The following is a 20145-nucleotide window of genomic DNA, read 5'->3' on the forward strand; positions in this document are numbered from 1 at the left end:
TGAGCCGGCGACGCCGCGGGGCTTCTCAGGAGTGGGCCGGCCTCGTCTCGGGTCGTCTCAGGCGTGAGCCAGCGCCGCCGGCGGATCGTCCAGCACCGGCTGCCACGCCAACTCGGCCGCTCCGACCAGGCTGTTGTGGTCCAGCGTGCAGGCGAGGATCGGGACGCCGCCGCTCTGCCCCCACAGGCTGCGGTCGGCGACGACGGCGCGCAGTCGGCCCGGGTCGGCGTCGAGGAGGGTCCGGTGCAGGCCGCCGAGGATGATCCGGTCGGGATTGAGGATGTTGACCAGTCCCGCGAGTCCGAGGCCCAGCCGGTCGATCAGGGCCTCGGTGGCCGTGCGTACGGACGGGTCGGTGTAGTGGTTGCGGATGAGTTCGTTGGACTCCTCGAGCAGGGACACCTCGGGGCCCGGGTCGCGACCCGCCGCCGTGAGGAACGCCAGGGGGTCGGCCTCGACGTCCAGGCAGCCGCGGCTGCCGCAGTGGCAGGGGCGGCCCTCGGGGTTGACGGTGAGGTGGCCGACTTCGAGGGCGAGGCCCGAACTGCCGGTGTGCAGGCGGCCGTCGAGCACCAGCGCGCCGCCGACGCCCCGGTGCCCGGTGGCGACGCAGAGCAGGTCGCGTGAGCCGCGGCCCGCTCCGTGCCGGTGTTCGGCGAGGGCGGCGAGGTTGACGTCGTTGGCCGCGAAGGCCGGCCCCTGGATGCCCGCCGCGCGCACCCGCTCGGCGAAGATCTGACGCACCGGGGCACCAGCGGGCCAGGCCAGGTGCAACGGGTTGAGGGCGAGTCCGTCCGGTTCGGCGACGGCGGACGGCACGGCAAGTCCGGCGCCCACGCAGCGCCGTCCGGTCACGCGGAGCAGTTCGGCGCCCGCCTCGACGACGGAGCCGAGCACCTTCGCCGGATCGGCGTCGACGGTCTCGCAGCCGGGCGCGGTGGCGACGATCCGGCCGCCGAGACCGACCAGCGCGGCCCGGAAACCGTCGGCGTGCACCTGCGCGGCGAGCGCGACCGGCCCGTCCTCGGCGACTTCGAGACGGTGCGAGGGCCGCCCCTGCGAACCGGCCGCCGCCCCGGGACGCGCGTCCACCCGGATCAGCCCCAGCGCCTCCAGCTCCGCGGCCACCGCGCCCGCGGTCGCCCGGGTCACCCCCAGCTCGGCGGTGAGCACGGCACGCGTCGGCGCTCGTCCGGTGTGCACGAGCTCGAGCGCCGGACCGAGCGCACCGCGCCCCCGGTCAAGCCGCGTCCGCGTGTTCCCTTCCCCCGCCACCCGGGGGCCCGCCTTGCCGTTCATGAGGGCGAGTCTCCCATGATCCGCTCGAACGGTGACCCGCCCGGCCGTCCGGAAGCCCTCACCGCCGGCGTGACGTTCCGCTCACCGTTGTGTCACCCGCGGTGCCCGGCCCGGCCGGGAGGCCACTCACCCGCAGGGTGATGTTCAGGCGCCCGTTCAGCCCGACTTCGGGCGGCGCCGTGCCCGCGTACACCCGGGGCACCCCGTGGTAGGCGAGCCGGGACGCCCCGCCGAACACGAACAGGTCCCCGCTGCGCAGTTCCACGTCCGTGTAGGGCCTGGTCCGCGTCTCGGCGTTCCCGAAACGGAAGACGCAGGTGTCGCCGAGGCTCAGCGACACGACCGGCGCGTCCGACCGCTCGTCGCCGTCGCGGTGCATGCCCATGCGGGCGTCCGCGTCGTAGAAGTTGATCAGCGCGATGTCGTACGCCGCCGACACCGCGTCGGGGCCGAGCGCGTCCGTCGCCGCGCGCCGCCCCAGTTCGTCCAGCCAGGCCGGGAAGGGCTTCACGGGGGCGCCGTCGCCGTCAACGACCGTGCGCGCGTACCGGTACGGGTACCAGTGCCAGCCGAGGCACACCTGCCGCGAGGTCATCGTGCCGCCGCCGGGGGTGTGGACCGTGCGCAGTCCCGCCGGTGGGCGGGCCCAGGCCCGGCAGGCCTCCAGCAGCTCCCGCCGGAGGCCGGCGTCGAGCCAGTCGGGCAGGTGCACCGCGCCCGGCCCGACCTCCCTCCGGGTACGGGGAAACAGCTCGCCGTCCATGGAACCCATCATCACCCATCGTCCGGGACTCCCCCGTATCCCCCATCTCCTCTGCCTCCCCCGTCTCCCCCGTCTCCCCCGTCTCCCCCGTCTCCCCCCGTCTCCCCCGTCTCCCCCGTCTCCCCCGTCTCCCCCGTCTCCCCCGTCTCCCCGGTCTCCCCGGTCTCCCTGCACGGTCTCCGGCGGCCGGTGACGCTCCCCGGCCGGGGGCGGGGCCGTGCTCGGCTAGCCTGGACCCACGATGAGCGACCGTATGACGACACCCTGGGCCGAGTACGCGCTGACCCGATTCCCGGAGGACCCCCGCGACCAGATGCGCGCCTGGGACGCCGCCGACACGTATCTGCTGCGGCACCTCGCGGAGAGCGGCACCGTGCTGTCCGGGACGGTCGTGGTGGCCGGCGACCGCTGGGGCGCGCTCACCACGGCGCTGTCGGAACACCGGCCGACGCAGATCACCGACTCGTTCCTCACCCAGGAGGCGACCCGGGCGAACCTGGCCCGCAACGGAGTCGCCGCGGACGCCGTACGCCTCCTCACCACCCAGGACGCGCCGCCGGACCGCGTAGACGTGCTCCTCGTCCGGGTGCCGAAGAGCCTCGCCCTGCTGGAGGACCAGCTGCACCGGCTGGCGCCCGGCGTGCACGAGGGGACCGTCGTCGTCGGCACGGGCATGGTCAAGGAGATCCACACCTCGACGCTGCGCCTCTTCGAGCGCGTCCTCGGCCCGACCCGCACCTCGCTGGCCGAGAAGAAGGCCCGGCTGATCTTCTGCACCCCGTTCCAGGGACTGGCGCGGGAACCCAACCCGTGGCCGTACCGCTACCAGCTGCCCGACGGCGTCGGCCCGGTCTCCGGCCGCACCGTCACCAACCACGCCGGTGTGTTCTGTGCCGACCGTCTCGACATCGGCACCCGGTTCCTCCTCCAGCACCTGCCGCGCAGCCGCGGCGCCGAGCGTGTCGTGGACCTGGGCTGCGGCAACGGGGTCGTCGGTACGGCGATCGCGCTGGCCAATCCGGAGGCCGAGGTGCTGTTCGTGGACGAGTCGTACCAGGCCGTCGCCTCGGCGCGGGAGACGTACCGGGCGAACGCCGGGGACGGCGACGGCGCGGAGTTCCGGGTCGGCGACGGGCTGACCGGGATCCCGGCGGAGAGCGTGGACCTCGTCGTGAACAACCCGCCGTTCCACTCGCACCAGGCGACGACGGACGCCACGGCCTGGCGGATGTTCGCGGAGGCGCGCCGCGCGCTGCGGCCGGGGGGCGAGCTGTGGGTGATCGGGAATCGTCACCTCGGTTATCACCTGAAGCTGCGCCGACTGTTCGGCAACAGTGAACTCGTGGCCAGCGACGCGAAGTTCGTGGTGCTGCGGGCCGTGCGGAAGTAGCTTCGCGCAGCGCGCGGGACGCCGCTCCGCGTTCGTGACGGCACGCGGCGGACGGCGACCGGCGCCGCCGCGCGCCGCCTGGTCATCCGTTTCGCTGTGGAGGTGCGCCGACGACCCCGATGAGACGCGTCACCGCCCGTGCCATCGATTCCCGCCCCACACTGAGGTACGTGCGGGAGTCGACCGCCTCGGGGCGGTCCGCGAGGTACGCGCGGATGGCGCCGGTCATGGCGATGTTCAGGGCCGTTCCGATGTTGACCTTGGCGATGCCGCCAGCGACGGCGGCCGTGAGTTCGTCGTCCGGTACTCCGGAGGAGCCGTGCAGGACGAGCGGCACGTCGAGTGCCGCGGCCAGCCGTTCGAGCCGGTCGTGGTCGAGGGTCGCGGTGCGTGTGGTCATCGCGTGCGAGCTGCCGATCGCGACGGCCAGCGCGTCCACGCCGGAGTCGGTGACGAAGGCGCGGGCCTCGGCGGGGTCGGTGCGCGCGCCGGGAGCGTGGGCGTCGAGCGCCGGCTCACCGTTCTTTCCGCCCACCTGGCCCAACTCGGCCTCGATCCATATCCCTCGGGCGCGCGCCCAGTCGGCGGCCGTCCGGGTGGCCTCCAGGTTCTCCTCGTACGGGAGCCGCGCGGCGTCGTACATCACGGAACTGAATCCGGCGCTGGGCGCCTGCCGGAGCAGGTCGTCGCTCTGGACGTGGTCCAGGTGCAACGCCACGGGCACCGAGGCGCGTTCGGCCGCCGCGGCGGCGGCGCGGGCCAGCGGCAGCAGCCGTCCGTAGCGGAACTTCACCGCGTTCTCGCTGACCTGGAGGACGACCGGGGCGTGCGCGGCCTCGGCGCCCGCGATGACGGCCTCGACGTGCTCCAGGGTGATGACGTTGAACGCGGCGACGGCGGTCCGCGCCCCGACCGCGGCGGCGACCAGGTCACCGGTGGCTGCGAGTGGCACAACTCCTCCTTCTCGAGACGCGGTTGAGTGGGCTCAGTGGGCCGGGGCGTCGAGGACGACCGAGCGGGTGAGGTGGCGCGGTCGGTCGGGGTCGAGCCCGCGGGCCGCGGCCAGGGCGACCGCCAGCCGCTGGGCACGGACGAGTTCGGCGAGCGGGTCGAGTCCGCCGGCCACCCACTGCCCGCCGGTGGCCCGCACCTGCTCGGCCAGCCCTTCGGGCGCCTCGCCCAGCATCCAGGTGGCGGTGCCGCGGGTGGTGATGCTGATGGGCCCGTGCCGGTACTCCATCGCCGGGTAGGCCTCGGTCCAGGCGAGCGAGGCCTCGCGCATCTTCAGACCGGCCTCGTTCGCCAGTCCGACCGTCCAGCCGCGGCCCAGGAAGGTGAACTGCCCGCAGTCGACGAGCCCTTCGGGCAGCGGGGTCTCCAGCGCGGTGCGCGCGTCGGCGACGGCGGCGTCGGTGTGCCGTCCGAGGTGGGCGCGGAGCAGGGTGAGAGCGCTGGTCGCGAACCGGGTCTGCACGACGGAGCGCTCGTCCGCGAAGTCGAGCACGACGACGTCGTCCGCCGAGTCCATGACGGGGGTCCGGGGGTCGGCGGTGACGGCGGTCGTACGGGTCCGTCCGCGCAGCCGCCCGAGGAGTTCGAGCACCTCGGTCGTGGTGCCGGACCGGGTCAGGGCGACCACCCGGTCGTACGTGCGGGTGTGCGGGAACTCGGACGCGGCGAAGGCGTCCGTCTCCCCCTGCCCCGAGCCCTCGCGCAGCGCGGCGGCGGACTGCGCCATGAAGAGGGAGGTCCCGCACCCCACGATCGCGACCCGCTCGCCCGCCGCGGGCAGCGCGTCGCCGTGCGTCGCGGCCAGTTCGGCGGCACGGATCCAGCACTCGGGCTGACTGTTCAGCTCGTTCTCGACATGGGTCATGTCCTGTCCCTCCCCGGGGCCCGCTTCGGGCGCTGATGCTCGTTCGTGCAAGATATAGCGAGTTTTCAAGCACAATCAAGCATTCGATGTCAGAAATGCGGTGCGCTAGGGTCGCGGAGGATCGAGGAACGGAGAGTGCGGATGTCGCGCGACGCCCGCTGGAAGGCGCTGCTGGAACTGCTCGTGGAGCGGGGCCGGCTGGAGGTCGAGCAGGCGGCGGTGGAGCTGGACGTGTCAGCGGCGACGATCCGGCGCGACTTCGACCAGCTCGCCGAACAGCAGATGCTCGTCCGCACCCGGGGCGGCGCGGTCGTGCACGGGGTGTCGTACGAACTGCCGCTGCGCTACAAGACCGCCCGCCGGGCCTCGGAGAAGCAGCGCATCGCGAAGGCGGTGGCCGACCTCGTCGCCCCCGGTGAGGCGGTCGGCCTGACCGGGGGCACGACCACCACCGAGGTGGCCCGCGCACTGGCCGTACGTCCCGATCTCACCTCCGGGTCGCCCGCCCTGACCGTCGTGACGAACGCGCTCAACATCGCCAACGAGCTGGCCGTGCGTCCTCAGTTCAAGATCGTGACGACGGGCGGGGTGGCCCGTCCGCAGTCGTACGAGCTGGTCGGCCCCCTCGCGAACGGCGTGCTCGGTCAGATCACCATGGATGTCGCCGTCCTCGGCGTGGTCGCCTTCGACGCCGTCCACGGGGCGGCCGCCCACGACGAGGCCGAGGCCGCCGTCAACCGGCTGCTGTGCGAGCGCGCGGAGCGGGTGATCGTCGCGGCCGACTCAAGCAAGCTGGGGCAGCGCGCCTTCGCCCGGATCTGCCCGACCGACCTGGTGGACACGCTGGTCACGGACACGGCGGTCGACCAGGAGACCGTGCGCCGGTTCGAGGAAGCGGGGGTGCGGGTCCTCACCGTCTGACGATCCCGGTCACCCGGCCCGTCACAGGCCCTTGCGCGTGTCCGCCGTGCGGGTGAGCGCGCTCAGGTCGATGCTGGTGGCCGAGGCCTCGGGCGCGGTGATCGAGATCCCGGGACGGCCCGGGCGGTGCAGGGTGACGGTGGGGAAGAGGGGCTGCGCCAGGGCCAGTCGTCCGGTGCCGGGTGTCTGCGGGTACATGCCCAGAGCGGCCCAGACCGCCCAGGAGGACATCGCGCCGAGGTCGTCGTTGCCGACGAGACCGTCCGGGCGGTCGGCGAACAGGGTGGCCAGGGCGCGGCGGACGGTCTCACGGGCGCGGTCGGGACGGCCCGCGTAGTCGTACGCCCAAGGGGTGTCGAAGGAGGGCTCGTTGCCCAGGTAGGCGTACGGCTCGCTGCCGCCCGCGTTGAGCCGCGTGAAGAAGGTGTCGAGACGGCCGGTGACCGTGGCGCTCCCGCCCATCAGGCGGAAGAGACCGGGCAGGTCGTGCGGGACCATCCAGGTGTACTGGGCGGCGTTGCCCTCCACGTAGTCGGTGGTCTGCGCGGGGTCGAAGGCCGGCCAGCTGCCGTCGGCGGCACGCGGCTGGAGGTAGCCGGTGGCCGGGTTGAAGAGGTTGCGCCAGTTCCCGGAGGCCTTCGACAGGGTGCGGTACGCGGCGGTGTCGCCCAGCCGGTCGGCGAGCTGGGCCAACGCGTAGTCGCAGACGGCGTATTCGAGCGTGGTGGCCGCCGGACCCCACACGCCCTTGGCGCCCGAGGGGACGTAGCCGAGGGTGTCGTACTGCCGGTGTCCGGGCCGCTGGCGCTCGTCCTCACGGCCCGCCATGGCGGCGCGCAGCAGGCCGCGGGCGTCGAAGTCCGTGGCACCGAAGGCGTGTACGGCGGAGGCGATCACCGGCAGCGGATCGCCGACCATGACGCCGGTGCCGCCGTTCGCGACGGTCCAGCGGTCGAAGTACCCGGCCTGGAGACCCTGGTCGAGGACGGACTGCGCGATGTCCGAGGCCTCGGCCGGGGCCAGCAGGGCGAGCAGCTGGACCTGGGAGCGGTAGACGTCCCAGCCGGAGAAGTCGGCGTACTGGACATGTCCCGCGCGGGTGCGGTGCACGGCGCCGTCCGTGCCGGGGTAACGGCCGTCGGTGTCGCTGAACGCGCTGGGGTGCAGGAGCGCGTGGTAGAGGGCGGTGTAGAAGACACGGCGCTGGACCTCGGTGCCGCCGCCGACGGCGATACGCCCGAGCCAGTCGTTCCAGCGGGCGCGGGCGGCCCGCCGGACCTCGTCGTACGGGCGCCCCTGCTGCTCGGCCGTGACGTTGCGGAGCGCGCCCTCGGTGTCGACGAACGAGACGCCGACCCGGACGGCCACCGTGCGGACCTCGGGGGCGAAGGAGACCAGGGCCGCGCCGGGCCTGCCGTCCGGGTGGACGGCGTGGGCGAAGGGGTGGTCGAACGTGGCGTGGAAGTGGAGCCGGTAGCGGTTGTGCGACTTGCAGAAGCCGCCGCTGTCCGTGTACCCGGAAAGGGTGTTGGTGCCGATGTCGACCGTTCCGGTTGCCGCGTTGAAGGCCTTGCCCGCGTCGACGCTCAGCGCGGCGGCCCGGCCCGCGGTGGCCGGGTAGGTGAAGCGGGCGGCGCCGGAGCGCTGGGTGGCGGCGAGTTCGGTGCGGATGCCGTTGTCGAACGTGACCCGGTAGTTGCCGGGCGACGCCAGCTCATGGGCGTGCGAGAAGGTGGCCTGCCCGGTCGTGTCGCCGTCGAGCAGGGGCATGAAGGGCACGTTGCCGTAGTCCTTGCACCCGGCTCCGGAGAGGTGGGTGAGACTGAACCCTCCGATCCGGTTGTCCCCGTACGCGTAGCCGCCGTGCTGGTAGGTCACCGTGTCCGGGCTCCACTGCACTCCGCCGAGCGGTGCCGTCGCTCCGGGGAAGGTGTTCCCGGCGCCCCCGCCATGGCCGAAATCGGCCCCTCCGGGCGCGGTGCCGACGAAGGGGTTCACATACCGTGCCGGGTCGGCGACCGTGTCGTCGGCGACGGCGGGCGCGGACGGGGCGGTCGTCGACACGACGAGGACGGCGGCGCCGGCCAGCGCGGCCCGGTGGAAGGGGAATCGCACGAGGTCTCTCCGGGCTGTGGCAGGGACTGCGTCCCCGGGCGGCGGGCGTGAGGGTCAGTCTCACCGGGCACCGACGACCGCGCCGCACCGCCACGCCCGGAGGTCACCCGCCCGGTGGAGAGCGCGCCGGACGCGGCGGCTCCCGCCGCGCCGCGCGCTCCACCTGGGCATCACGCGACAGTGAACCCCCTGGGGTGACCGAACGTACGCGCCAACTGGCTAGACTACGCACCCTCGTGCACGTGATCCGGTCACGTCCGAACACAGCCGTTCCCGAAGGGTTTCGACGCTTGATAGCCATCGAAGATGTCAGCAAGCGATACGCCGACGGCACGGTGGCCGTCGATCGCCTGTCCCTAGAGATACCGAACCACTCCATCACCGTGCTCGTCGGACCGTCGGGGTGCGGCAAGACCACCACGCTGCGCATGATCAACCGCATGGTCGAGCCCAGCAGCGGCACGATCCGGGTCGACGGCGAGGACATCACGCGCCGGCCGGTCAACGCCCTGCGTCAGTCCATGGGTTACGTCATCCAGAACGCCGGGCTCTTCCAGCACCGGACGATCCTCGACAACATCGCCACGGTGCCGCGGCTGCTCGGCTGGTCCAAGCAGCGTGCCCGCGCCCGTGCGGCGGAGCTGATGGAACGGGTCGGGCTCGACCCGGGCATGGCCCGCCGCTACCCGTACCAGCTCTCCGGTGGTCAGCAGCAGCGCGTCGGTGTCGCCCGCGCACTGGCGGCGGACCCGCCGATCCTGCTGATGGACGAGCCCTTCTCCGCGGTCGACCCGGTGGTCCGCCGGGGCCTGCAGGAGGAGTTGCTGCGCATTCAGGGCGAACTGGGCAAGGCCATCGTGTTCGTCACCCACGACATGGACGAGGCCATCACCGTCGGCGACCGGGTGGCCGTACTGCGCACCGGGGGCAAACTCGCCCAGTTCGCCGCCCCCGACGAGCTGTTGTCGGCGCCCGCCGACGCGTTCGTGGAGGAGTTCCTCGGCGGCGACCGGGGCATCCGCGGTCTGTCGTTCCTGTCCACACGCGACCTCGCCCTCGACCGTTCCCGGGTCTTCCCGGTCGGCACCGACTGGCAGCAGCTCGCCGGGCAACAGACCGCTCGGACACCGGTCCTGGTCACCGACGCCGACGGAAGGCCTCTGGGCTGGGCCGACTTGACGGAATGGGCGGGTGAGGTGCAGGACCTGGAGCCGTACGGGCAGGGCTTCGAGGTGGGGCGGGACTCGCTGCGGGTCGCGCTGGACCGCGCGGTGCTGTCGCCCACGGGTCAGGCGGTCGGCGTGGACGCGTCCGGACGGGTGCTGGGTCTCGCCGGCCAGGAGACGGTCGCCGCGGCGATCCGCGCGGCCCGGCAGCGGCGCGCAGCGGACGCCCCCCAGGAGACCGCCCCCGCGAAGGTCGTTCGATGAACGGCTTCTTCGACATCCCGAGCGACCTCCAGAGCAGCTACGCCGGCCTGATCGGCGGGCACATGCTGGAGGCGCTGGTCCCCGTGCTCGTCGGTCTCCTGCTGGCGTTGCCGATCGGACTGCTCTGCGTCCGCTTCGGCTGGATCTATCCGCCGGTGCTGTGGACCACCACGGTGCTGTACGCGATCCCGTCGATCGCCTTCTTCGTGGTGCTCATCGACTACACGGGACTGAGCCGGACCACCGTCATGATCCCGCTGTGTCTGTACAGCCTCGTGGTGATCGTCCCGGCGGTCGTCGACGGCGTCCGCTCGGTCCCCGAGGAGACGAACGCGGCCGCGGCCGCGATGGGCATCGGCACCGTGCGCCGCTACCTCCAGGTCCAACTGCCCATCGCCGTACCGGCGATCATGGCCGGACTGCGGGTGGCGACCGCCTCCAGCATCAGTCTGGTCAGCGTCGGGTCGCTGATCGGCAACCAGGGGGCGCTCGGCAACCTGCTGACCACCGCGATGCTCTACCACCGCCCGCTGCTCGCCGTGAACTCGGTGGTCACCACCGCCGTCCTCGCGGTGCTGGTCGACGCCCTGCTCGTGCTGCTCCAGCGGGTCCTCACCCCCTGGCAGCCGCCCTCGTCCCGCAGGGCCGGGCGCGGTACGTCCACCACGATCCCGGGCCCCACCCGCACACCGGAGAGCGTCTCGTGAACGTACTGAACTTCATGCAGTCCTTCTTCACCGACGGGTCCCACTGGCACGGCTACGACGGCATCCCGCAGCGCGTGTGGGAGCACGTCCAGTACACGGCCGGGGCGCTCGCCATCGCCGCGGCCGTCGGTCTGCCGATCGGCCTGGCCACCGGGCACACCGGCCGCGGCGGCAACGCGCTCGCCTTCGTGTCGGCGGGCGCACGCGCGCTGCCCACCTTCGGACTGCTGGTGCTGATGTTCGTCTGGCTGGGCCTCGGCATCGTGCCCGTGATGATCCCGCTCGTGGTGCTGGCGATCCCGCCGATCCTCATCACCACCTACGAGGCGATCCGCACCGTGGACCCGTCCCCCGTCGACGCGGCCCGGGGCATGGGCATGGCGGAGCGGAAGATCCTGTTCCAGGTCGAGGTCCCCGCGGCGCTTCCGCTGATCCTCAGCGGTCTGCGCTCGGCGGCGATCCAGATCGTGTCGACGGCGACGATCGCGGCCTATGTGAGTCTGGGCGGGGTCGGCCGCTACATCCTGGACGGCCTCTACCAGCGCAACTACGAGAAGGTGGCGGGCGGTGCGGCGCTCACCGCGGTACTGGCGCTGCTCGTGCTCGTGCTGTTCTGGGCCATCACCCGGGTGGCGGTTTCCCCCGGGGTGCGCAGGCGCCGTACGGCCTGACGCGAAGCGGCGAGAACAGGAGGAAGGGGGGACGGGCCCGGCCCGTCCCCCCTTCTCGTGCTGTCACTCCCGGACCGTCACTTCTCCGCGGTGGCCAGGGCGTGTTCGAGGACGACGAGGAGCGCGTCCCGCACCGATCCGCGCTCGCGGGCGTCGAACACGGTGAGCGGCACGTGCTCGCCGACGTCGAGCGCCCACCGTACGTCGTTCAGGTCGTGTTCGACCTTGCCGTCGAAGGCGTTGACCGCCACCGCGAAGGGGATCTCGCGGTGCTCGAAGTAGTCGACGGCCGCGTAGCAGTCGTCGAGCCGGCGGGTGTCGACGATGACGAGGCCGCCGAGGGCGCCCTCGACCAGGTCGTCCCACATGAACCCGAAGCGTTCCTGGCCGGGCGTGCCGAACAGGTAGAGCTTCAGGGTCGGATCCAGCGTGACGCACCCGAAGTCCATGGCGACGGTGGTCGTCATCTTCTCCGGGGTGTGGGAGAGGTCGTCGATGCCCGCGGCGACCGAGGTGATGGACGCCTCGGTGGTGAGCGGCTCTATTTCGGAGATGGCGCCCACCGTGGTGGTCTTGCCGACGCCGAAGCCGCCCGCGATGACCATCTTGACCGGCATCGGGGGCCGGGACGCCTCGGTGTCAGCGCTCACGGATCGCGCCCCTGGAGTCGGGGATAGCTCGGAGACCATCGATAACCCTTCGCAATACGGTGGCGTCGCGGGCGGATTCGGCCTGCGGTGCGTACAAGGCCAGTTGACCGTCGGCGCGCAGATCGTCGGCGAGCACCCTGATCACATTCAAATGCATCCGCAGCTTCGCCGCGATCTCCGCCAGTGACTGCGGCTGGCGGCAGACCGTGATGATGTCGCGGTGCTGGTCGAAGACGAAGGCCTCCAGCGTGGCCAGACCTAGTTCGGTCGCGACGACCTGCGTCTCGATCGGGATCGGCGGCACCAGGCTGTCACCTCCGGCGATCCGTCCCGCGGTCAGCAGGAATGGCCGGACGACCGACGCGGGGGGTTCCACACCCCACGCGCCGTCGTCGGCGGCTGTTGGCTCGCCGGCCGTCATCACGTCCTCACCCTTCACCTCGCGGGTCGTCGCGGCCTTCGCGACGCCCCCGCCGACCGTCAACGGGTCGGCGCGATCCCCACGGTGTTCTTGAGCTCCATGACCAGCTGCGGACTCAGGGCGGCGCCGGCGCGGTTGGCGAAGAGGGTCATCTCGTACGCGATGTTCCCGAGCTTCGCCTCCTTCGACGCGACCACGCCGAGCACCGCGCCCGCGCCCAGCGCGGACACCAGGACGTGGCCTTCCTCCAGGTCGATGATGACCTTGTTGAGCCCGCCGAGGCCGTAGTTGCCCGACGCGCCCATGGCAAGGCTGGTGATCCCGGAGACGATGGCCGCGAGCCGCTCCGAGTCCGCCTTGCCGCGCAGTTGGGACACCGCGATCAGCAGACCGTCGGAGGACACGCCGATCACGTCGACGACCCCGGCCGTCTCGGTGGCGAATCGATTGAGCAGCCAATTGAAGTCGGCAGCGGCGGTCTTCACGTCCGTCGCCGGTTCCACGGCCGCGGACTCCGGTCCACCTGTCCACATGGTCACTTGCTCATGCCTTCCGGGAATGAGGGTCTGTTGTTCTCTGGTCTGTGTTCCGTCGAGGTGTCGGGCCGTCCCCCTGAACGGGCCGGCCCGCCGCCGCCTCGGTACCCGGCCGCGCTCTCACGCTCGGCCCGCAGGACGGCTTCCTCGAACTCGTCGATCTCGGAGCGCGCCGCTTCCGCTTCGGCGGTCTGCCAGGCGGGCGGGCGCGGATTGGGGTTGGTGACGGCCTGCCTGGGCAGCCGGGTCGAGGCGGTGGTGGCCTGCAGGGTCGCACCGCGCACGCGGCGCCGCAGCGGACTGGCGCCGCCCTCGGCCGGCCGCGCGGGGGCACTGCCGGACGCCGCCGGGGCCGGGCCCGAGCCGCGTCCCCGGTTCCCGCCACGGAGCGGCTGTCCGAGGTCACCGTCCGTGGCGCGGGGCGACTGGCCGAGGCCGTCGCCCGCGGTACGGGGTGGCAGTCCGAGGCCGCCGACGGCACCGGTGCCACGATGCCGTACCGGACCTGCGGCAGCGCTGCCCGGTGTGCCGTGTCCCGCTGCCTCGCGGGCTGCGGGTCCCGGCCGGGTCGGTGCCTCGGGGGCCGTGGCGGCGCCCGGCCGGGGCCGGGCCGTGCCGGGGCCGCCGTAGCCCATGCCGCCCTCGGACGACGGTTCCTGGCGGCCCGCGTGGCCGGGGGACTCCGCGGCGCGGCTGCGGGCGGGAATCCTGCGGGGCAGGTCCGCGGGGCCCGGCTCGGGATCGACGGCGGCGGGGCGCGGTTCGGCGAGGCCCGAACGGCGGGGCGGTGGCAGGATGTGCGGGGCCCTGGTCGCGGCTCCGGTGGGGTCGGCGAGCAGCAGGTGGGACGCGGGCACCGCGACGGTGGCCGTGACGCCGCCGCCCGGGGTGCGGGTGAGGACGACCTCGATGCCCCAGCGCCGGGAGAGTCCGCCGACCACGAAGAGGCCGAGGACCTCGGTCGGGGCCAGGTCCAGCCGTTCACGGCGGATCAGGCGCGCGTTCTCCTCCTCCAGCCGTTCGGCGCTCATCCCGAGCCCGTGGTCGATGATCTCGATCAGGGCGCCGCCGCCGGAGCCGTGCCGCGGTCTCAGGACCACCTCGACACTGCTGGACGCCGGGGAGAACGTCACGGCGTTCTCCAGGAGTTCGGCGAGCATCAGCGTCAGGTCGCCGACGATGTCGGGAGCGACGGTGACATCGCCCTCGGCGTGCGGGGTGACGCGCTGATAGCCCTCGATCTGGCCGAGCGCGGCGCGCACGATGTTGCTGAGCCGCATGGGACCGGAGTTGAGGCCCGTCTCACGGATGCCGGCGAGCAGCATCAGGCTGTCGGCGTTGCGCTGGAGACGTACGGCGATGTGGTCGATGCGGTAGAGCCGGTCCAGTACCTCGGGATCGGTCTCACCGCGCTCCACGGAGTCGATCAGCGCGAGTTGCCGTGCCGTCAGGTTGCTGACGCGGTGGCCGACGTTGCCGAACATCTCGGCGATGTTGCGGCGGCTGACCACCTGGCGCTCCAGCAGGGCACTCGCGGTGACCTGCACCTGGTTGAAGGCTTCGGCGAGTTCGCCGATCTCGTCGCGGACCGGCACGGGAACGGCCTCGAGTCGCGGCGGCCCCGCGTCGTCGGCGTCGTCGTCGGCGACCCGGGCGAGTTCGGTCTCGGCGGCGGCGGCCACGTGCTGGGCCGCCTGGGTGAGACTGCGCACGGTCCGCACCACGGAGCGGCGCACCAGCACCGAGAACAGGATCCAGGCCGCGAAGGCGGCCAGGTTCGCGGCCACCAGCCAGAACACCTGCCACCAGGCGTCGTTGGACGCCGACTGGGTCTCGGCGGCGATCTCGTTGATGAGCGACTCGGTGATCTTCAGCCGGTTCTGGGCCTGGCGCTCATAGGTCGGGTCGGCGGTCAGCGCGGCCTGGAGCGCGGCGCGCAACTGCGCCGGACTCCCGGCGACCAGACCGCTGGGGTCGACCTGGAGCGCCGCGTAGTGCTGGGCGATGACGCTCTGGTAGGCGCTGTGCTCGATCGAGGCGAGTTCGGCGCCCTGTTCCTGGCTCGCGAACCGGGTGAAGCGCTCGGCCTGGTAGGTGTACTGCTCGTAGTCCCCGACGGCTCCCGTGTACTCGATGAGCGCGTTGGCGTCGCGGGTGCGGGCCGCGAAGACGCTGGTCTCGAAGGACGCGTGGGCGGTGTCGGCACGCAGCAGCGCGTCGAGCAGATTGCCGGCGGACTCCGAGGACTCACCGCCCGACTGGCCCAGCCCGAGGCCGTTGATGAGGCCTTCGATCACCGATCCGTAGGCCGGGTCGATGTTGTCGGCGGGGATCGGGCCCTGCTCGATGGTCTTACGGAGGCTGTCGAGGCCCTCCAGCTCCTTGAGCGCCTGGGCCTCGGCCTCGGGCAGCCGTTCGCCGTAGGTGGCCCGCACGGTCTCGGCCTGGGCGGTGACCTTCTGCTGCGCCTGGAGGAAGGCGGAGGTGTCGGCCGCTTTGTCGCCGGGGCGGGCGGCCTCGTGGCGCAGGGACACCAGGAGTGCCTGCCGGTGCTCGGTCTGCACGCCGTCGATGAGTTTGGTGACCTGCGCGCTGTCCCGTACGAGACGGGCCGTCGCGGCCGCGGAACGGGCCGAGTCGATCTCGGAGTAGACGATGTACGCGATCATCGCGGAAACGACGGCCAACGGGACAATGACCAGGACGTTGAGTTTCCGCCGGAAAGGCCAACGGTCCAGGAGGGAGGGTGTCCGGCCTATTCGGGGAGCCGTGGTCTGCGGCCCCCGGGCGGCTTTCCTGTGCGCGGGCACCAAACCTCCTTGACTTCATTCCCAATTGGAAGCCCGCAGCCCGGGCTGCGTGGACGGGTCGTGTCAGCGCGCTCGGGCCGAGCAAGTGGAACCATGTCCCCCGACTCGGCCAACATTAGCGGTTGCCGCAAGAGTACGGCCATGATCAACCAAAAAGTGACACGGCGATACGTCCGATTCGCCGACCTTTCGAGCGAGTTGCGCACACGCGGTGAAGCCGCCTGGTCTCCATCGGTGATCTATTCGTGTCTTGACGGTGCGTTACTGCGCTCGATTGGATCGACTACACGCCACGCCTTCCGACCGTCGACCCCCATGCACAAGTCTGGATGACCAACGTGACCCACGCCAGAAGCACCCGAACGACCGCAACGTATGCTGTGTCCCTGCTGGTTGTGGCCGCGGCCGCCCTCACGGGCTGCGGTTCCTCCGACGACAACTCCGACGGCAAGGACCCGCTGAAGGGTGACACCGCCAAGGGCGGCACGGTCGTGGTCGGTTCCAACAACTTCCCCGAGAGCATCCTGATCGCCGACATCTACGGCGAGGCCCTGAAGGCCAAGGGCATCAAGGTCAGTTACAAGCTCAACATCGGAAGCCGTGAGACGACCTACGGTCTGATCAAGAACGGCACGATCACCGTTCTGCCCGAGTACAACGGCGCCCTGCTGGCCTACCTGAACGCCAAGGCGGCCCCGACGACGGTCGAGGACACCTCGAAGGCCATCACCGCCGGTCTCGACGCGAAGCTGACCCTGCTGGAGCCCTCCGAGGCCCAGGACAAGGACGCGGTCGCGGTGAACGAGGCCACGGCCAAGAAGTACAGCCTCACCGAGAAGTCGACCATCGCCGACCTCGCCGACGCGGCGAAGGACATGGTCATCGGCGGTTCCCCGGAGTTCCAGACCCGCAAGCAGGGACTGGTCGGCCTGAAGTCCGAATACGGCCTCAATTTCAAGTCGTTCAAGGCCCTGGACGCGGGTGGCCCGCTGACCGTCGCGGCTCTGAAGGGCAACAACATCCAGGCCGCGGATATTTTCTCGACCGACCCCGGAATCAGCAAGAACAAGTTCGTCGTTCTCCAGGACCCGAAGAATCTCTTCGGTTTTGAGAACGTCACTCCGCTCGCCTACAAGAGCGGTCTCACCTCCGAGGGAGTTTCCGCCCTCAACGCCGTGTCCGCGAAGCTCGACACGGACGCCCTGGTCGACCTCAACGCCCAGGTGCAGAACGACAACAAGGACCCGCTGGACGTGGCCAAGACGTGGCTGTCGTCCGCCGGACTGTCCTGACGGACGCGCGCCGGCCGGAGCGGAGGTCCGCTCCGGCCCGCTGTCCGTCGCCTCGGGGGTGGGGGCGCCCGGGGCCGTGTGGTTGAGGAGAACGTCCGTCATGCTCGAGCACACCGCCGAAACGTCCCCCGGTGGCCCGCGCACCGCTCGTCCACGCGTGGCCGCCCCGCCCGCCGTGCCCGGCGAGGTGGCGCTGATGGGCCATGGTCTCGACGCGCGCGCGGTCGCCCGGATCGCCGGCGGAGCCTCGCCCGCCACCCTGCGTCCGGCGGCACTGGAGGGGATGGAGCGTTCGCACCTGGCCGGCCAGGCACTCGCGGCGGAGGGCACCCGGGCCTACGGACGCACCACCGGTGTCGGAGCGCACCGCGGCGTCACCGTCGAGGAACACGACGGCGACGGCCATGACCTGCGACTGCTGCTCAGCCACGCGGGTGGCATCGGGGAGCGGCTGCCGGTCCGACAGGTGCGCGCGATGATGGCGGTCCGGGCCAACCAACTGCTCGCCGGAGGCTCGGGGTTGCGCCCCGCGATCGCCATGGCCGTGCTGGACGCCCTGCGGGCGGGTGTGCATCCACCGGTCAGCGAGTACGGGGCGGTGGGCACCGGGGATCTGACGGCGCTGGCCGAACTCGGACTGGCGCTGTTCGGACACGGCCCGTGGGAACACGACCGGGCGGACGGCGGGGAGCCGCTCCCCGAGCCGCTGCGGATCGAACGCGGCGACGTCCTCGCCTTGTTGAGCAGCAACGCCCTCACCCTCGGGCAGTCGGCGCTCGCCTGCCACGACCTCGACGCGCTGTTGCGCGCGGCCCACGTGGTGGCGGCCCTGTCCCTGTGCGCGATCAACGCGTCGCTTGAGGCGTACGCGCCCGAGGTCCACCTGGCGCACCCGCATCCGCCCACGCAGCGCGCCGCCGCGCGCGTACGACGGCTGCTCGGCGCGTCGCAGGCGCCGTGGCCGCCGTCCCCGCGCGTTCAGGATCCCTTCGGATTCCGCTGCTTCCCGCAGGCGCACGGCCCGGCGACGGAGGCGTGGAGCACCCTGGACGAGGTGCTCACCGTCGACCTCAACTCCGCCGTGGAGAACCCACTGGTCGGCTGGGACGGGGCCGGTGTCAGTCCGGTCGCGCGCCACCACGGCGGTTTCTTCGCCACCCCGCTCACACTGGCGCTCGACGGGGTGTGCCTCGCCGTCCTGGGCACGGCCAGGCTCTCCGCCGCCCGGCTCTCCGGGCTGGGCCGACCCGAACTGACCGGGCTGCGTTCCTACTTGGCCGACGGGGCGTCGGCGGGGTCGGGGATGATGATCCTCGAGTACAGCGCGGCGGCAGCGGTCGCCGAGGTCCAGGCGTGTGCCGCACCGGCCGCTCTCGGCCATGTGGTGCTGTCACAGGGGACGGAGGAGGCGGCGAGCTTCGCCACTCAGGCGGCCCGCAAGACACTCCGGCTCACCGACGCGTACCGGCTGGTCCTGGGCTGCGAACTGGTGGCCGCGGTACGGGCCTTGCGCCAGCGCGGTACGGTCCCCGACCCACTGACCCCCGCGGGGCGCGCCTACGCACGGGCCGCCGCGGTGCTGAACCCGGCGATGGAGGACCGCTCCCTGACGAGCGACGTGGCGAGCGCCGCGGCGCTGCTCACGGAGTTCGCGGCGGCGGTGGGGCACACCGCCGACACGCCGTCTTCTACGTTGCTGTAGAGGTTTCCGGGGCAGCGTGATCGCCCGTCCTGCCCGTCACCTCTCCCCGGCGGCCGGGGAACGGGGAACAGGGAGCGCCTCGGTACGTTCGCGCTCTGCCGATACCGGCCGGTGCCGAACCCATGGCGGGGGCGACGGCCCCGACTGCCCTTCCGGACGGCGTGGACGTCGTACCGTCGACCGGTCGCCCCACCGCAGTCACCGCAGTCACCGCAGTCACCGCAGTCACCGAGGAGAACGTTCCATGAACGCGTTGCCCGCCGTCGTCGGCCGGGACGAATTCGATGCGCTGATCGTCAGGACGGACTATCACGACGACGTGTCCTGGCGGGCCGTGACGGCCGCCCTGGCGGAGCCCCGGGGCGGCGGGGGTGACGGGCAGTACGCGGCGGGACTCCATATCGTGGACGACCCGGCCTGGGCGGAGGCCGGCGTCGACGACGTGGTCGCCGCGGTCCGCGCGGACGAGAACCTGTCGGTCGTCTTCCTCGCCGACGGGACCACCATGCGTGCCGCGCACCACGCGCTGCTGGCGGTCACCACGCTGACGCGGGAGGAGTGCGAGGACGACGAGGACCACCGGCGGCTCACCGAGTTCGGGCGCTCCTTCCGTACCGTCCCCGCGGGGATTCACGACATCCACGCGAACCTGAGCATCGGCAATCTCGGTTTCGAGGAGTACGCCGCGATGGCGCATGACGAACCCGAGGGGATCTACCGGGCCTCCTGAACGACCACCGGTCCACGGAGTCCAGCAGGTGTCCACCAGGGATCCGTCGGCTACGGCCGGTCGGTCACGAACCCGTCGAGCGCGGCGGTGAGTTCCGTCGGCTTCTCCACGGGCAGCTCGTGGCCGGCGTCCAGGATCCGCACGACGGCGTCCGGGTAGGCCTTCGCCATCCGGAGCATCTGTCCGACGGGCAGTTGGATGTCGTAGTAGCCGTGGACCAGGAGGGTCGGGGTGCGGATCTCGCCGAGCCGGTCGAGGACGTCGAAGGACCGCATGGCGCCGTACAGCGTCATGACCACCTCGCGCGGGGTGCACGCCGAGGTCCGCACGTACTCCCGGATCTCCTCGCGCGGATAGCCCGGGGCGAAGGCGCGCTGGATGTTGGTGGCGACGAACAGCTTGAACGGCACCAGCGTCGACGCGGCCATGAGCAGGCCCCGCCCCCGGCTGTAGGTCATCCTGCTGATCGAGCTGACCAGGACCATGCGTTCGACCCGCTCGGGGTGGGCGAGGGCGATGGTCTGGGAGATCATCCCGCCCATGGAGTGACCGACCAGGACGCAGCGCTCGATCTTCAGGTGGTCGAGGACGGCGAGGACGTCCGTCGCCAGCTCCGCGATCGTACGCACCCCCGCCCCGCCGCTCTCGCCGTGCCCGCGCAGGTCCAGCCGGACCACCCGCCGCTTCTCGGCGAAATGCGCCACCTGGTGGTCCCAGCGGTGCCGGTTGGCCGTCCAGCCGTGCAGGAACACCAGGGGGACGCCGCCACCGTCGCGGGGGCCCTCGTCGTCGTACGTCAGCGCGGCGCCGTCGACATCGAGCTGCGGCATGG

The 20145-nt window shown here is 72.0% G+C and carries 18 protein-coding genes; 8 read left to right on the forward strand and 10 right to left on the reverse strand.

Features of this window, described 5'->3' with window-relative positions; translation table 11 throughout:
- Positions 1–57: 57 nt before the first annotated feature.
- Together OHB41_RS06195 and OHB41_RS06200 are read right to left on the reverse strand one after the other, a co-directional pair.
- On the reverse strand, positions 58–1299 hold the full coding sequence (locus OHB41_RS06195) for an ROK family protein (RefSeq protein WP_266696932.1): 1242 nt from the start codon (positions 1297–1299) through the stop codon (positions 58–60).
- 58 nt (positions 1300–1357) lie between these two features.
- The gene (locus OHB41_RS06200) at positions 1358–2062 is read right to left on the reverse strand and encodes an alpha-ketoglutarate-dependent dioxygenase AlkB family protein (protein ID WP_266696933.1); all 705 of its coding nucleotides are present in this window, start codon (positions 2060–2062) and stop codon (positions 1358–1360) included.
- Between the two features lie 241 nt (positions 2063–2303).
- Here OHB41_RS06200 and OHB41_RS06205 point away from each other — a divergent pair, with 241 nt between their 5' ends.
- The gene (locus tag OHB41_RS06205) at positions 2304–3452 is read left to right on the forward strand and encodes a methyltransferase (RefSeq protein WP_266696934.1); all 1149 of its coding nucleotides are present in this window, start codon (positions 2304–2306) and stop codon (positions 3450–3452) included.
- Between the two features lie 82 nt (positions 3453–3534).
- Here OHB41_RS06205 and OHB41_RS06210 read toward each other — a convergent pair whose 3' ends face one another.
- On the reverse strand, positions 3535–4404 hold the full coding sequence (locus tag OHB41_RS06210) for a class II fructose-bisphosphate aldolase (RefSeq protein ID WP_266696935.1): 870 nt from the start codon (positions 4402–4404) through the stop codon (positions 3535–3537).
- 33 nt (positions 4405–4437) lie between these two features.
- Positions 4438–5328, reverse strand: a complete 891-nt coding sequence (locus OHB41_RS06215) for an SIS domain-containing protein (protein WP_266696936.1) — start codon at positions 5326–5328, stop codon at positions 4438–4440.
- Positions 5329–5469: 141 nt separating this feature from the next.
- Between OHB41_RS06215 and OHB41_RS06220 the strand changes: the two genes are divergently transcribed.
- A complete protein-coding gene (locus OHB41_RS06220; protein WP_266696937.1) occupies positions 5470–6249 on the forward strand; it encodes a DeoR/GlpR family DNA-binding transcription regulator in 780 nt (259 codons plus the stop codon).
- 21 nt (positions 6250–6270) lie between these two features.
- Here OHB41_RS06220 and OHB41_RS06225 read toward each other — a convergent pair whose 3' ends face one another.
- A complete protein-coding gene (locus tag OHB41_RS06225; RefSeq protein ID WP_266696938.1) occupies positions 6271–8364 on the reverse strand; it encodes a GH92 family glycosyl hydrolase in 2094 nt (697 codons plus the stop codon).
- Positions 8365–8654: 290 nt separating this feature from the next.
- Here OHB41_RS06225 and OHB41_RS06230 point away from each other — a divergent pair, with 290 nt between their 5' ends.
- The 3 genes from OHB41_RS06230 to OHB41_RS06240 are packed head-to-tail and all read left to right on the forward strand — an operon-like array spanning position 8655 to position 11172.
- Positions 8655–9794: an ABC transporter ATP-binding protein gene (locus tag OHB41_RS06230; protein WP_266696939.1), complete on the forward strand. Its 1140-nt coding sequence runs from the start codon at positions 8655–8657 to the stop codon at positions 9792–9794.
- Positions 9791–10501 (forward strand): ABC transporter permease, encoded by a 711-nt coding sequence (locus tag OHB41_RS06235; RefSeq protein WP_266696940.1) that lies wholly within the window; start codon positions 9791–9793, stop codon positions 10499–10501. The genes OHB41_RS06230 and OHB41_RS06235 overlap by 4 nt, the downstream gene beginning before the upstream one ends.
- Positions 10498–11172, forward strand: coding sequence for an ABC transporter permease (locus OHB41_RS06240; RefSeq protein WP_266696941.1), 675 nt, complete (start codon positions 10498–10500; stop codon positions 11170–11172). Before OHB41_RS06235 ends, OHB41_RS06240 begins: the two co-directional genes overlap by 4 nt.
- A gap of 77 nt (positions 11173–11249) precedes the next feature.
- On the opposite strand, the gene OHB41_RS06245 is transcribed toward OHB41_RS06240, so the two are convergent.
- The 4 genes from OHB41_RS06245 to OHB41_RS06260 are packed head-to-tail and all read right to left on the reverse strand — an operon-like array spanning position 11250 to position 15466.
- Complete coding sequence (locus tag OHB41_RS06245) at positions 11250–11861, reverse strand: GTP-binding protein (protein ID WP_401801796.1); 612 nt, start codon at positions 11859–11861, stop codon at positions 11250–11252.
- Positions 11812–12243 carry a DUF742 domain-containing protein gene (locus tag OHB41_RS06250; protein ID WP_266705695.1) on the reverse strand — a complete coding sequence of 144 codons (432 nt, stop codon included), beginning with the start codon at positions 12241–12243 and terminating at the stop codon, positions 11812–11814. Before OHB41_RS06250 ends, OHB41_RS06245 begins: the two co-directional genes overlap by 50 nt.
- A gap of 59 nt (positions 12244–12302) precedes the next feature.
- Complete coding sequence (locus OHB41_RS06255) at positions 12303–12776, reverse strand: roadblock/LC7 domain-containing protein (RefSeq protein WP_148012874.1); 474 nt, start codon at positions 12774–12776, stop codon at positions 12303–12305.
- Between the two features lie 2 nt (positions 12777–12778).
- Complete coding sequence (locus OHB41_RS06260) at positions 12779–15466, reverse strand: ATP-binding protein (protein WP_266696942.1); 2688 nt, start codon at positions 15464–15466, stop codon at positions 12779–12781.
- Positions 15467–15918: 452 nt separating this feature from the next.
- Between OHB41_RS06260 and OHB41_RS06265 the strand changes: the two genes are divergently transcribed.
- From OHB41_RS06265 to OHB41_RS06275, 3 genes are all read left to right on the forward strand, one after another.
- On the forward strand, positions 15919–16881 hold the full coding sequence (locus OHB41_RS06265; RefSeq protein ID WP_266696943.1) for an ABC transporter substrate-binding protein: 963 nt from the start codon (positions 15919–15921) through the stop codon (positions 16879–16881).
- A gap of 100 nt (positions 16882–16981) precedes the next feature.
- The gene (locus OHB41_RS06270) at positions 16982–18583 is read left to right on the forward strand and encodes an aromatic amino acid ammonia-lyase (RefSeq protein ID WP_266696944.1); all 1602 of its coding nucleotides are present in this window, start codon (positions 16982–16984) and stop codon (positions 18581–18583) included.
- 244 nt (positions 18584–18827) lie between these two features.
- Positions 18828–19313, forward strand: coding sequence for a DUF6924 domain-containing protein (locus OHB41_RS06275; protein ID WP_266696945.1), 486 nt, complete (start codon positions 18828–18830; stop codon positions 19311–19313).
- A gap of 50 nt (positions 19314–19363) precedes the next feature.
- Here OHB41_RS06275 and OHB41_RS06280 read toward each other — a convergent pair whose 3' ends face one another.
- Positions 19364–20143, reverse strand: a complete 780-nt coding sequence (locus tag OHB41_RS06280; protein ID WP_266696946.1) for an alpha/beta fold hydrolase — start codon at positions 20141–20143, stop codon at positions 19364–19366.
- Positions 20144–20145 lie beyond the last annotated feature (2 nt).

This window comes from Streptomyces sp. NBC_01571, assembly GCF_026339875.1.
Taxonomy (GTDB): Bacteria; Actinomycetota; Actinomycetes; order Streptomycetales; family Streptomycetaceae; genus Streptomyces.